The organism is Sphingobacterium anhuiense, assembly GCF_042686355.1.
Lineage (GTDB): Bacteria > Bacteroidota > Bacteroidia > Sphingobacteriales > Sphingobacteriaceae > Sphingobacterium > Sphingobacterium anhuiense.
This window is the reverse complement of sequence record NZ_JBHUPE010000012.1, coordinates 95,184-108,238: the sequence shown is the minus strand read 5'-3', so window position 1 is coordinate 108,238 and position 13,055 is coordinate 95,184. Positions and strand designations below refer to the sequence as shown.

Here is a 13,055-nt window from a genome sequence, read left to right as displayed (position 1 = left end):
AACGTCAATATATGGAAGATGCTTTAATTATTTCAAAATTTGCTAACGAAAGTACGCGCGAAGAAGCATTTAATCAGCTGCTGACCAAATATCAGCAAAAAATATATTGGCATGTGAGAAGAATGGTCATTGATCATGATGATGCAGATGATGTTGTCCAAGACATATTCATTAAAGTATGGCGAAATTTGGCGAACTTCCGTGAGGATTCCCAATTATACACTTGGCTGTACCGCATTGCGACCAATGAATGTATTACATTCTTGAATAAGAAAAAACTTAAGCAGAACGTATCGTTGGATGACGATAGTTCTGCTTATTTAGCAGACTCTTTATCAAGTGGTAGTTACTTTAGTGGTGATAAAGCACAAATGAAATTACAACAGGCTTTATTAACACTTCCAGAAAAACAAAAACTTGTTTTTAACATGAAATACTTTGATGATATGAAATATGATGAAATCTCAGAAGTACTAGGAACAAGTGTTGGTGCCTTGAAAGCATCATATCATTTAGCTGTAAAAAAAATAGAAGCTTTTTTTCATAACAACGATTAAACCTTTTTTGATTTAGGCACTCTAATGATTTATAATGAAGGAAAATAACACATATCATGAGGGAATGGAAGCTAATAATCTACCCGATTCACTGCGTGTAAATCCTTTTGACGTGCCCAAAGATTACTTCAAAGATTTAAATGAATCTTTGAATGCTCAAGTCAAATTGGAATCATCACCAAAAGAAATCCGAGATGTACCCGTTGGCTATTTTGAAAAACTTCAACAAAATATCTTAGGCAAAGTAGCTGAAGAAAAGCTAAAAGATCAGATTAAAACCGATGGCTTTAGTCATCCAGATGGTTACTTTTCGTCTTTACAAAATAATATATTACTAAAAGTAACGGAAGATAATTTAAAATCTAAAGTGACTCAAGATGGATTTGAAACCCCATCTTTATATTTCAATGAATTTAACGAGCAGATAGCCGCAAAAATAATTACGGACAATTTAAAACAAGAAGTTACTACAGATGGTTTTGAAGCTCCTAATAAATATTTTGAATCATTAACGGCTAAAATTACTAAATCGATTCATACAGGCTTACCATCAGATCTTCCAGCTGAAGTTCCTATTCATTCTATTAAAAGGAAAATTCCTTGGAATAAATATGCTGTAGCAGCATCTCTAGTAGCCATTTTGGGTATTGGAAGTTATTTTGGATTCCAAAATAGCACTCAAGAACAGAAGAATCTTACACATGTGTCAGACCAGGAAATCATTAATTACCTAGCACAAACAGGAAATAGTGATGATTTATTATATGTTGCAAAATATATCGATGATGAAGACATAGTAGGAACAAATGGTAAAATTAAGGACAAAGATATTGAGGATTATCTTAAATACACGTTATAATGATGTCAAAGATTAAGAATATAATTATCATATTTTGTTTCTGTATTGTAGGTTTATCAACCACTTATGCACAGGACAATGAACGTTTTCAAATCATTGAAAATGAAAAAATTGCTTTTATTACAAGAGAATTAAATCTATCACGAAAAGAAGCTCAAGATTTTTTTCCTATTTACAATGAATATTCAAAGGAAATGTGGAATGTTAAAAAAGCTAAAACAGGAAATAGTCCTTCGAGAAATAATCTCCGTGGAAATTCTCGCGATGTTATCGCTTATGATGCAAAAGAACTAGAGATCAAGAAAAATTATCGTGAAAAATTTTCCAAAGTTATTGGAACTTCACGCTCCTCTCAATTTTTTCAAGTCGAACAGGAGTTTCGAGAATACTTGATTAAATCGCTCAATAATCGAAAAAACAATAATTAATACGCATATAAGAAGAAGTCCAAAAGACTTCTTCTTTTTTTTAAACAATTAATAAGATGCTAAATAATCGGGAACTTTTTCTGCTAAATACAGCTCAAACATCAAATTCACCAAGGATGATTGAAATAGCAAAAGCAGAAGGAGTCTATTTATATGGACCAAATGGTGAAGAATATATGGATTTGGTTTCAGGATTCAATGTCAGTAATATTGGGCATAGAAATCCAAAAGTTATCCAGGCAATCAAAGATCAGCTTGAAAAATACTTACATGTTACTGTATATGGTGAATTTGTACAAGCTCCACAAGTTGAATTTGCAACTGACTTATTAGCTGTACTTCCAAAACAATTTGAATCAGTCTATTTTACCAATTCAGGCGCAGAGGCCGTCGAAGGAAGTATGAAGGTAGCAAAGCGCTTTACTGGAAGAAGACAGATTATAGCAGCGAAAAAAGCATATCACGGCAGTACACAGGGAGCATTAAGCCTTATCGGAAATGAAGAATATCATACTGCATACGCACCATTACTTCCCGAAATAGAATTCATAACATTCAATAATAGTGATGACTTATCGCTGATCACAGAAAAGACTGCAGCTGTAATTATTGAAGCTATACAAGGAGAAGCTGGAGTACGTGTTCCTGATATTTCATATATGCAGGCTCTACGTAAACGTTGTAATGAAACAGGAACATTGCTAGTCTTTGATGAGATTCAAACAGGTTTTGGTAGAACTGGAAAGTTATTTGCATTCGAACATTATGATATCGTACCTGATATTCTCATGCTTGCCAAAGGTATTGGTGGCGGTATGCCTTTAGGAGCATTCGTTGCATCGAAGCAAGTGATGGATGTAATCAAAGACAATCCAATGCTCGGTCATATCACGACTTTTGGCGGACATCCTGTTAGTTGTGCGGCCGCAAAAGCATCTTTAGAAGTCATCAGAGAAAATCAATTGGTAGAACAAGTTGCTGAGAAAGAACAACTATTCAGAACACTATTACAACATCCTAAAATTATAGAAATTAGAGGAAAAGGATTGATGATGTGTCTACAGCTTGAAACTTTTGACCAGGTTTATAATGTGAGTAATTATTGCGCACAACAAGGAATCATGATTGATTGGTATTTACATTGTGAAACAGCATTGCGTGTAGCTCCTCCTTTGACCATCACAAACGATGAAATTGAAAAAGCTTGTAAAATTATCCTTGATGGTATAGAAAAATATACTTAGTTTTTTTATATTTAGTCTATCAACGTATAACTAAATATGAAAACGAATCGCAGATCATTTATTACAAAAAGTATTATTGGCGCTAGTTTATTAACTAACGCCAATTTATTTTCTGCTCAGGCTGAAAGCCTGGACAACCTAAATAAATCAAAAAGAATAAGTATAAGCAAAGACGATGTAATCTTATTTCAAGGAGACTCAATCACGGATAATGGTCGGGATAGAAAAAATAAAAATGCAAATGACAACTGGGCGTTAGGTTCTGGTTATGCAAATCTCGCCGCCGCGGTGCTGTTAGAAAAATATGCCGATAAAAATCTCAAGATATACAATCGCGGTATCAGTGGAAATCGAATACCAGATTTGCAAAATAGATGGCAAGAAGATACCATCGATATTCAACCCACTATTCTAAGTATTCTGATCGGTGTAAACGATTTTTGGAGAACAAAGGATAGTGGTGCAACAAATACACCAGAACAGTTTAAGAAACAATACCAGACTTTATTACAGCAGACGCTATCAAAATTACCGAACGTAAAGCTGATTATAGGAGAGCCATTCGGCGTTAAAAATGTACAACATGTTACAGAGGACTGGTTTCCCGACTTCGCAGGTTACCAACAAGCTTGTGTTGATATCTCAAAAGAATTTAATGCTTCATTAATTCCATATCAATCAATATTTGATAATGCCGAACAAAAGGCCTCAGGCTCTTATTGGACAACAGATGGAGTTCACACTTCGTTAGCTGGAGCCAGTTTAATGGCAAAAGGATGGCTCGATGTTATAAAATAAATAAAGCGCTCTATGAGCGCTTTATTTATTTTATGTAAAGCAAAGAAGATTTACATAACATCTTTATAAGGTGTTTTTTGTAGATTCGGCAAGAAATATGCAACGACGCCAATAAGCGGTAGATAAGAACATACATGATAAATAAACTCAATCGATGTATGGTCCGCCTGCCAGCCTAATAACGCTGATCCCAAACCACCCATACCAAATGCGAAGCCATAGAATAAGCCAGAAACCATACCTAATTTTTTAGGCAACAGCTCCTGTGCATAAACAATGATAGCTGGGAATGCCGATGATAAGATTAAACCTATAATAACCACTAATACACCAGTCATGGTATAATCTGCATAGGGCAATAGTAAAGAAAAAGGCGCGACTCCCAAAACTGAAAACCAAATCACATACTTTCTTCCGAAACGGTCACCAAAAATTCCACCTAACAATGTGCCCGCCGCAACAGCAATTAAGAAGTAAAATAGATACACTTGCGCTTGAATTTCCGTTAAACCAAACTTCTCCATGGTATAAAACTGAAAATAATTAGTAATACTAGCAATGTAAAAGTACTTCGAGATAATTAATAGCATCAGGACAACAACTGTTAGCACCACACGAGCTTCCGATAGATCCGGTATACGCATACCAGCACTTGCATTTTTAGCTCTATTTTTAAGCTTTTCACTATACCAACTGCCAATATAATAAGAAACAATCTGCCCTATGATTCCAATCACACAAAACCAGGCAATAGATGATTGTCCTTTCGGTAAAACAAGATAGGCGACGATAATTGGAGCCAGAGCAGTACCTGCATTACCTCCGATCTGAAAAATAGATTGTGCCATACTTCGCTTTCCGCCAGATGCCATATAAGCAACTCGGGAAGATTCAGGATGAAATATCGAAGAACCTATCCCAACCAAAAATACAGCACACAAAATCAAAGCATAACTTGGCGCATAAGCAAAAAGTGCCATGCCCGAAATCGAAAAAGTCATACCGATAATCTGCGAATAAGGCATTGGTCGCTTATCTGTAAACGAACCTACAACAGGTTGAAAAATAGATGCCGCGATCTGATATACAAGCGTTATAATTCCAATCTGAGAAAAGCTCAAATGATGTTCTTCTTTTAATAAAGGATAAACTGACGGAATAACACCCTGAATCATATCATTTAATAAATGAGCGAAACTAACTGCGAGTAAAATAGAAAACTCGGGCCTAATCTTATTATTTTGTACTTCCATAACGTAAAAAAGAGGTTCCCCACATTTAGAAACCTCTTTTATTTTTTTAAATAACTCTTACTAATAATCCTTTTAAATATTCCCCTTCTGGGAATGATGCTCTTACCGGATGGTCATCTGGTTGATGAAATTGTCTAATAAATTGTATTTCTTTGCCGGCATCCAATGCTGCCCATGCTAATACTTGCTTAAAAGTATCAATGTCCATAGCAGAAGAACATGAAAAAGTGGCCAATAAACCTCCCGATTCCAAAAGCAGTAACCCTCTCCTATTCAGATCCTTATACGCACGTGAAGCACGTTCTAACGAAGATCTTGAAGGAGCATACTTTGGTGGATCTAATACAATGACATCAAATTTTTGCTGCTCTTCAGCAAATACTTTCAATTGCTTATTCACATCAGATTGGATAGCAACATGTGCTTCTTCACTATATCCATTTAACAGAATGTTACGTCTCAACGTTTCAATTGCTAAAGCGGAACTGTCCACAGAAGTAACGCTTGCCGCACCTTCATGGAAAGCATTTAAAGTAAAACCGCCAGAATAACAAAAGCAATCCAGCACCTTTTTACCCTTCACATATTGAGCTGTTAAAGCTCTATTCTCTCTTTGATCACAATAAAAGCCTGATTTTTGACCATCTATAATATTCACCTGATAACGAATACCATTTTCAATAATCTCAACAAACTCAGGTGGAAGTTCTCCAAAAAGTAAACCATTTGTATCCGGCAATCCCTCATGCTCTCGTGATTTAAGATCTGAACGCTCATAAATTCCCTTAGGACTTAATAATTTATTCAGCTCATCAATAACCACATCCTTGATTCTCTCAACTCCTGCAGCATGCACTTGTATTGAGATATAATCAGCATACTTATCCACAATCAATCCAGGAACAAAATCTGCCTCAGCAAAAATCAACCTTGCAGTATCATTCTTTCCTTCAATCAATAAATGACGGCGTGCTTCAACAGCCTTTTGAATACGCTTGCGCCACCATTGTTCGTTGATCTGTTGATCAGGATGCCATTCTAATAAACGAACAGCTACACGAGATGAATCGTGAAAAAGTCCGAAAGCAATAAACTCATTTTCTGCATTAAAAACAGTAACAACATCCCCGTTATCGGGTGCACCATCTATACGCTTTATTGCACCAGAAAAGACCCAAGGATGAAGTTGCCAAGCTGCCTTATCTTTTCCTTTATTCAGAATAATATTTTTCATCGGAACAAAAGTACAGGTTTTCAACTTATTTGAAACATCTTGCCACCTAAATTTATCATAAGTTTAAATCTCGATGTTTATCTAAAACTCTTCAAGAAAAGAATATAAATTAAATAGGCCCATTTAAATGAGCCTATTCAACTATTTATGCGTGATTAAGTAATTTTTAAAAACAGCATAATCAACAGGAAAAGCTTCTACAACCTTATCTTTATTGTGTAATTGCTCAACGCCTAAAGGCAATTTAATTTTACTGAATACCTGCTCCGAAATAGCATCCGGAAATTTACAAGGGTGTGCTGTAGATAAAAATACAGATCCATAAGAACCTGGATGTTCACCACGGTAAGCCTGTGATCCCAACCAAGCAATAGCCGTATGCGGACAAGCCACATAATGATAAGTATGGTGCAACTGTTCCATCGCTGCCCGAGTTTCCTTATCTGTATACGTGTATGTGGTAATCATGCCTTTTAAATTATCAAGATTATAATCAAATAAATCTTGAATACGAACCCAGTTACTCGGATCCCCGACATCCATCGCATTTGCTAAAGTTTGTACAGATGGCTTGGGTTCATATTTTCCAGATTTAATAAAACGTGGAACAGTATCATTTGCATTTGTAGCCGCAACAAACTGCTCTACAGGAAGTCCCATTTTGAAAGCCAATAAGCCGGCACCGATATTACCAAAATTACCACTTGGCACCGTAAACACTACTCTGTCCGAGCCTTGCGCTTTCAATTGTGCATAAGCATAGAAATAATAAAATGTCTGCGGGATCAGACGTGCAATATTAATGGAATTAGCCGATGTTAATCTCAGTTGTTCATTAAGCTCCGGATCATTGAAAGCTCGTTTAACCAATGCTTGACAATCATCAAAAGTTCCATCAATTTCAATGGCTCTTATATTTTGGCCATTAGTAGTTAATTGTAACTCCTGAATATCAGATACTTTACCTTTTGGATACAAAATGGTAACACGTGTACCTGCAACACCCAAGAAACCCAAAGCAACTGCTCCGCCCGTATCTCCAGATGTCGCAACCAGTACATCCAATAACTTATCATCTGCACCCGAAAAAAACGCCATAACACGACTCATAAAGCGCGCACCAAAATCTTTAAAGGCATAAGAAGGCCCATGAAATAATTCTAATACCGCAGTATCAGAACTCAAAAACTTAACAGGAGCATCAAAATTAATAGCATCGGCTATAATATTTCTAAGCACATCAGCAGGGATATCATCTTCAATAAAAGCTTGAGCTATTGTAAATGCAATTTCTTGAAGCGAATATTGTTGTATATTTTTGATAAAATAGGGATCCAATTGTGGAATCTCCAGAGGCATATAAAGTCCTTTATCTGCAGGTAGTGAATTAAAAACTGCATCTTTAAAAGAAACACGTAATGCTTTATTATTGGTACTGTAAAATTTCATAATAATCTTAATTTAATACTTTAGGTCCATCAACATTAACACCCGATACATATCCATAACTTTCAATCTCTGATTCAGCTAGATGAGCCTTGATCTGTTCAACGATCTGCTTCGCCATAGCCTTATCCCTTGTGATTGCCACAACAGAAGGACCTGAACCAGAAATGCCAAAACTCAATGCACCATTTTCTAATGCAATTTGCTTCATTTCATAAAACTGAGGAATCAAAATGGCCCGAGTCGGTTCGATCAATACATCCTGCATACTTCGCGATATGAGATCATAATCATTTTTAAAGAGCCCTGCTACAAGTCCTGCAATATTCCCCCATTGAATTACGGCATCTTTTAACAACACCTTTTCTTTAATCAATTGGCGTGCGTCACGGGTAGGAACATCAACCTGTGGAAATACCACAGCAGCAACTAATTCTTCCGGTACAGGCAAAGGAATGAGATCCAGAGGGTCATGTCCTCTAATCAAGGTAATACCGCCAAATAAAGAAGGAGCAACATTATCAGCATGACCATGTCCACATGCTAATCGTTCGCCTTCCACACAAAAAGGTAATAGTTCTTCTTTAGAAAGGGGATCGCCCAGCATTTTATTAATAGCAAATAGACCTGCCACAGTACTCGCAGCACTTGATCCCAAACCTGATCCAATAGGCATATGCTTATGTAATTCAATTTCGACTCCCACTCGATCTTCTAACTCCAGATGCTGCAATAGAAACTGTACACAAGCGGACACCGTATTTTTGTCGGCATCCATCGGAAGACGTCCATCATCACCTGTGATTTTAGTGATCACAACTCCTGGTACACTCGTTTTTCGCATGATTACTTCATCTCCTGGTTCTTCTAAAGCAAAGCCCAAAATATCAAAACCACAAATCATATTCGCGACTGTCGCCGGAGCGAAAACATGAATGTGATCCAACATATTATCCAGATTTATCTTTTTCTTCGATAGAGAAGTTTTCATATTTAATATTTATTACTGTTATCCAATGCAATAACAGGTCTAGTGAAACTTTTGATTATGCGCCAACATTTACTAAATCCGCAAATACTCCTGCAGCTGTTACTTCAGCTCCGGCACCAGGACCTTTGACCACCAGTGGTCTTTCCTTATAACGTTCTGTCGTGAATGAGATAATATTATCACTTCCAGACAGTGCATAAAAAGGATGCTTGTCGTCTACAATCTGTACAGAAATAGAAACAATTCCATCTTCTAATTTTCCAATATAACGGATCACTTTATTTTCAAGACGAGCCTTTTCTTTTAGTGCTTCAAAATAACTGTTCTCGCTTTTAAGCTCTTCATAGAAAGACTCGACTGAATCTGCTTTCAAGCATGATTCAGGTAATATTGCGCCTAAATTGACATCCTCAGCTTCAATTGGATAACCTGCATCACGTGCTAAAATCAACATTTTACGCATAAAATCAACTCCTCCTAGATCATCACGAGGATCCGGCTCAGTATAACCTAGAGCCTGCGCTTGTTTTACCACATCATAAAAAGATGCCTCATCTTTAAAATTATTAAAGATATAAGAGATTGTTCCCGAAAGTATCGCTTCGATTTTAACAATACGGTCACCACTTAACATCAGGTCTTTCAAAACACGCACAATCGGAAGACCGGCACCAACGTTTGTCTCATAGAAGAAATCAACACCATGCTTATGAGCCGTCTCCCGCAATGTTTTGTATTGTTCGTATTTTCCTGAATTAGCAATTTTATTACATGTAACAATTGAAATATTAGATTGGAAAATACCCTCATAATAACTAGAAGGCAATCGACTAGCAGTATTATCTATAAATACACAATTAGGAAGATTGAAACCTTTCATACGTTCCACGAATACCGCTAAATCCGCATCCTCACCCTGTTCCAAAAGTTCACTGTCCCAATTTGCCAAATCAATACCATCTAGATTAAACAACATTTTCTTGCTGTTTGAAATACCAACCACCTTGATCTCAAGATCATTTTTACTAAGCAAGAAATCGTATTGACTCTCCAATTGCTTGAATAAAGTGGAACCAATATTTCCAGTTCCCAGATTAAAAACATAAAGTGTCTTCTTAAGTTCAGCAAAAAAAGCATCGTGAACAGCATTCAGGGCTTTTGATAAATCATTCTTCGAAATAATAACAGATATATTATATTCCGAAGATCCTTGTGCAATTGCACGCACATTAATTCCATTTCGGCCCAATGAAGAAAATAATCTTCCTGACATACCAGGAGTTTTCTTCATATTCTCGCCAACAATAGCCAATACAGACAGGTCATTTTCAATTTCCGGATTGATTAATTTATTAGCCTGTATTTCCAGTTCAAATTCATTTTCAATCAAACTCTTAGCACGTAATGCATCTTCTGGATTGACCGCAAAAGTGATACTATGTTCGGAAGAAGATTGGGTGATTAAGACCACATTAATCTGCTCTCTCGCTAATAAAGTAAACAACCTGCCACTAAATCCAGATTTACCGATCATTCCTGAACCGCTTAGGTTAATAACAGATATTTCACCTATCGAAGAAATACCTTTAATTGGTAAAGTTGTTTTTCCACTTTCAAACTGAATAAAAGTACCTGCGAAATCTGGCTCAAACGTATTACGGATCACAATAGGTATCTTCTTTAGAAAAGCAGGAATCATCGTTGGAGGATAGATGACCTTAGCACCGAAATAAGACAGCTCCATAGCTTCTGTATAAGAAAGAACAGGCAATGAAAATGCTTTTTTTACAATCCGTGGATCCGCAGTCAGCATACCATTAACATCTGTCCATATCTCGATTGCAGTAGCATTCAAAATAGAACCAAAAATAGCGGCAGTATAATCTGATCCTCCCCTACCTAAGGTTGTCATACGTCCGTTCTCATTAGAAGCTATAAATCCAGTGACGAACATAAGTTTATCATTGTTTGTTAAATACAATGACTTAACAAGTTGTTCTGTCAACTGATCGTTAACATGAGCATGTCCAAAATGAGAATCTGTTTTAATATAATGAGATGCATCAACAAATAAAGATGCTTCTAAATCCTGTTCCGAAATTTTAGATACCATGAAGGTAGAGCAACGTTCACCATAACTTACAATCAAATCTTTACTTTGCTCACTTAACTCTCTTAATGCATAGATGCCCTGCAATAATTCTTCGATCTCGTTGAAAAACAATTTGAGTTTAGTAAAAACAGGATTTTGGTGTCGCACGACTATTAATGCCTTAATAACATCGAAATGCTTAGTTTCTATCAAAGCTAAATCTTCTTGGAAAGACTTGCCTTCAGAAGCATCAATAGCCATTTTACAAAGTAAATTAGTAACTCCTGACATGGCAGACAAGACGACCAACGGTTGCTCTCCAGAGTTGTACGATTTCTTCACAATGCTAAGTACTGCTTTGATACTAGCTGCAGAGCCCACCGACGTTCCTCCAAATTTTAAAATCTTCATAATATATACTGTTTGTTTGTTTGTTTGTTTGTTTGTTTTAAGCATAAAAAAAACGCCTTCACTCTGAGAGGAAGGCGTTTATGAAATATCTTGTCTACATTTCTATACAACGAAACTACCTCCTCCTAAGTTTTATCCCGGTGGTAATAATAATCGATGTAATAATTATAGAATTTTTCATTGCTGTTGTTTTACTTTCGTAAATATAATGCATTATTTATCAACTATCAAAATAAAATCTCATTTTTTTGATATAAATTTAATAAAACACCTTCTTATATATGAATAACACATTACTACAACAAATCTAGGCACGTATCATTTATCATCACTGTAGTTTAAAGTTTACAATTTACCCATCGGAGTTAAATTGCATCTCAATAAATAAAGTGTTAAAAACGTTAAAAATTCGTTAAATACATGTCATTTTTTTTGCAAAGTAAGATGAGTTGTATTATATTCGCAACAGTGATGTCCAAAATAGTTAACATCCAACAACAAAAAAGAATAAGTTTAAAGTTGTACAAAAAAGCGATTTAATGAAAACAAAGAAAATATTAGCAACAATGCTATTTATAGGCTTATGTCTAGTGTCGCAGGCACAATCAACCAAAACCCAATCTAAACCGGAATCAGACCCGGACAATCTAGCTAAAGAATACTTCTCCCAAATAATGGGTGTTGCGGTTTCAGCAACTACAAATACAAAATTATATCAGTTTGTTTATGAATGGTTAGGAACTCCCTACCGATTAGGAGGTGACTCCAAAAGAGGAATCGATTGTTCTAAATTCTCATTTGAATTATACGAAAAAGTATTCAATACAACATTAGGATATAACAGCCGTAACCAATACTCTCAAATTAAACCTGTTAAGAAAGATGATCTAAAAGCAGGAGATTTAGTATTCTTTAAAATCCGAAGTAAAAGCATTACACATGTTGGAGTTTATATTGGTGATAACAAATTCGCACATGCTTCTTCGAGCAAAGGTGTAATGATAAGTAATTTAGGAGAGGCATATTGGAGACGTTATTACTATGATGGTGGTAGACTACCTGATGACAACAAATCGCTTACAGCCGAAATTATAAATGCTGAGAAATCTGAAAAATTTAATTAATAAATTTTTCTAAATAATATTTTCAAGAGTCCGAATGTCATGACATTCGGACTTTTTTTTGCAAAGAATTTAGTACTTTTACACGTATATAAATTTAGTACCACTATGTCGTCAAAGAAAACGCTCATATTAGATAAAGAACAGATTAAACAAAAATCGATACGTATCGCTTATCAGATTTTAGAAGATAATTTTGAAGAAAATACGCTTGTATTGGTCGGTATTGCTGATAGAGGTTATGTTTTTGCACAGAGACTGAAAAAGATTCTAGAGGAAATATCGGATAAAGATATTGAGTTACTTAAAGTGACGATGAGCAAAACAAGCCGTTCCCTAAAAGCTGAAACAGATCAACCCATCGAAAATGTTAAAAATAAAACGTTAATACTAGTTGATGATGTACTGAATAGCGGAAGAACGCTTGCATATGGTTTAGGCGTATTTTTGAATGTCCCTATTAAAAAGATGAGAACTGCAGTTCTTATTGATAGAAGTCATCCAAAATTCCCCATTGTAAGCGATTATTATGGACTAAAATTATCAACGATATTAAAAGAACATGTGGAAGTTAATTTACTAGGCTATGAAGCAGAAGATGATGCTGCATGGCTGGTATAA

The 13,055-nt window shown here is 35.7% G+C and carries 12 protein-coding genes; 7 read left to right on the top strand and 5 right to left on the bottom strand.

Annotated elements, in window-relative coordinates:
• Nucleotides 1-11: 11 nt before the first annotated feature.
• The 5 genes from ACFS6I_RS21405 to ACFS6I_RS21385 all read left to right on the top strand — a co-directional run bounded on the left by ACFS6I_RS21405 (nucleotide 12) and on the right by ACFS6I_RS21385 (nucleotide 3,886).
• The gene (locus ACFS6I_RS21405) at nucleotides 12-557 is read left to right on the top strand and encodes an RNA polymerase sigma factor (protein ID WP_021192487.1); all 546 of its coding nucleotides are present in this window, start codon (nucleotides 12-14) and stop codon (nucleotides 555-557) included.
• Nucleotides 558-621: 64 nt separating this feature from the next.
• The gene (locus tag ACFS6I_RS21400) at nucleotides 622-1,416 is read left to right on the top strand and encodes a hypothetical protein (protein WP_380923622.1); all 795 of its coding nucleotides are present in this window, start codon (nucleotides 622-624) and stop codon (nucleotides 1,414-1,416) included.
• Nucleotides 1,416-1,844, top strand: a complete 429-nt coding sequence (locus tag ACFS6I_RS21395; protein WP_021192489.1) for a hypothetical protein — start codon at nucleotides 1,416-1,418, stop codon at nucleotides 1,842-1,844. The genes ACFS6I_RS21400 and ACFS6I_RS21395 overlap by 1 nt, the downstream gene beginning before the upstream one ends.
• A 56-nt stretch (nucleotides 1,845-1,900) precedes the next feature.
• The gene (locus tag ACFS6I_RS21390) at nucleotides 1,901-3,088 is read left to right on the top strand and encodes an aspartate aminotransferase family protein (RefSeq protein WP_346597699.1); all 1,188 of its coding nucleotides are present in this window, start codon (nucleotides 1,901-1,903) and stop codon (nucleotides 3,086-3,088) included.
• A gap of 36 nt (nucleotides 3,089-3,124) precedes the next feature.
• Nucleotides 3,125-3,886, top strand: a complete 762-nt coding sequence (locus ACFS6I_RS21385; protein WP_021192491.1) for an SGNH/GDSL hydrolase family protein — start codon at nucleotides 3,125-3,127, stop codon at nucleotides 3,884-3,886.
• 50 nt (nucleotides 3,887-3,936) lie between these two features.
• Here the strand turns inward: ACFS6I_RS21385 and ACFS6I_RS21380 are convergent, their stop codons facing one another.
• The 5 genes from ACFS6I_RS21380 to thrA all read right to left on the bottom strand — a co-directional run bounded on the left by ACFS6I_RS21380 (nucleotide 3,937) and on the right by thrA (nucleotide 11,313).
• Entirely contained in the window at nucleotides 3,937-5,139 is a 1,203-nt protein-coding gene (locus ACFS6I_RS21380; RefSeq protein WP_168127121.1) for an MFS transporter, read from the bottom strand.
• Nucleotides 5,140-5,185: 46 nt separating this feature from the next.
• Nucleotides 5,186-6,373, bottom strand: coding sequence for a class I SAM-dependent rRNA methyltransferase (locus ACFS6I_RS21375; RefSeq protein WP_380923619.1), 1,188 nt, complete (start codon nucleotides 6,371-6,373; stop codon nucleotides 5,186-5,188).
• 141 nt (nucleotides 6,374-6,514) lie between these two features.
• Complete coding sequence (gene thrC / locus ACFS6I_RS21370; protein WP_380923617.1) at nucleotides 6,515-7,822, bottom strand: threonine synthase; 1,308 nt, start codon at nucleotides 7,820-7,822, stop codon at nucleotides 6,515-6,517.
• A 7-nt stretch (nucleotides 7,823-7,829) separates the two neighbouring features.
• Nucleotides 7,830-8,810 carry a homoserine kinase gene (locus ACFS6I_RS21365; protein ID WP_380923615.1) on the bottom strand — a complete coding sequence of 327 codons (981 nt, stop codon included), beginning with the start codon at nucleotides 8,808-8,810 and terminating at the stop codon, nucleotides 7,830-7,832.
• A 55-nt stretch (nucleotides 8,811-8,865) separates the two neighbouring features.
• Nucleotides 8,866-11,313 carry a bifunctional aspartate kinase/homoserine dehydrogenase I gene (gene thrA, locus ACFS6I_RS21360; protein ID WP_380923613.1) on the bottom strand — a complete coding sequence of 816 codons (2,448 nt, stop codon included), beginning with the start codon at nucleotides 11,311-11,313 and terminating at the stop codon, nucleotides 8,866-8,868.
• A 539-nt stretch (nucleotides 11,314-11,852) separates the two neighbouring features.
• On the opposite strand from thrA, the gene ACFS6I_RS21355 reads away from it, so the two are divergent.
• Nucleotides 11,853-12,437 carry a C40 family peptidase gene (locus ACFS6I_RS21355; RefSeq protein ID WP_021188582.1) on the top strand — a complete coding sequence of 195 codons (585 nt, stop codon included), beginning with the start codon at nucleotides 11,853-11,855 and terminating at the stop codon, nucleotides 12,435-12,437.
• Between the two features lie 105 nt (nucleotides 12,438-12,542).
• Nucleotides 12,543-13,055 carry a phosphoribosyltransferase family protein gene (locus ACFS6I_RS21350; protein ID WP_380923611.1) on the top strand — a complete coding sequence of 171 codons (513 nt, stop codon included), beginning with the start codon at nucleotides 12,543-12,545 and terminating at the stop codon, nucleotides 13,053-13,055.

Coding starts and splice junctions, on each gene's coding strand:
- ACFS6I_RS21405 (WP_021192487.1), top strand. CDS start 12: ATGGAAGATGCTTTAATTATTTCAAAATTTGCTAACGAAAGTACGCGC.
- ACFS6I_RS21400 (WP_380923622.1), top strand. CDS start 622: ATGGAAGCTAATAATCTACCCGATTCACTGCGTGTAAATCCTTTTGAC.
- ACFS6I_RS21395 (WP_021192489.1), top strand. CDS start 1,416: ATGATGTCAAAGATTAAGAATATAATTATCATATTTTGTTTCTGTATT.
- ACFS6I_RS21390 (WP_346597699.1), top strand. CDS start 1,901: ATGCTAAATAATCGGGAACTTTTTCTGCTAAATACAGCTCAAACATCA.
- ACFS6I_RS21385 (WP_021192491.1), top strand. CDS start 3,125: ATGAAAACGAATCGCAGATCATTTATTACAAAAAGTATTATTGGCGCT.
- ACFS6I_RS21380 (WP_168127121.1), bottom strand. CDS start 5,139: ATGGAAGTACAAAATAATAAGATTAGGCCCGAGTTTTCTATTTTACTC.
- ACFS6I_RS21375 (WP_380923619.1), bottom strand. CDS start 6,373: ATGAAAAATATTATTCTGAATAAAGGAAAAGATAAGGCAGCTTGGCAA.
- thrC (WP_380923617.1), bottom strand. CDS start 7,822: ATGAAATTTTACAGTACCAATAATAAAGCATTACGTGTTTCTTTTAAA.
- ACFS6I_RS21365 (WP_380923615.1), bottom strand. CDS start 8,810: ATGAAAACTTCTCTATCGAAGAAAAAGATAAATCTGGATAATATGTTG.
- thrA (WP_380923613.1), bottom strand. CDS start 11,313: ATGAAGATTTTAAAATTTGGAGGAACGTCGGTGGGCTCTGCAGCTAGT.
- ACFS6I_RS21355 (WP_021188582.1), top strand. CDS start 11,853: ATGAAAACAAAGAAAATATTAGCAACAATGCTATTTATAGGCTTATGT.
- ACFS6I_RS21350 (WP_380923611.1), top strand. CDS start 12,543: ATGTCGTCAAAGAAAACGCTCATATTAGATAAAGAACAGATTAAACAA.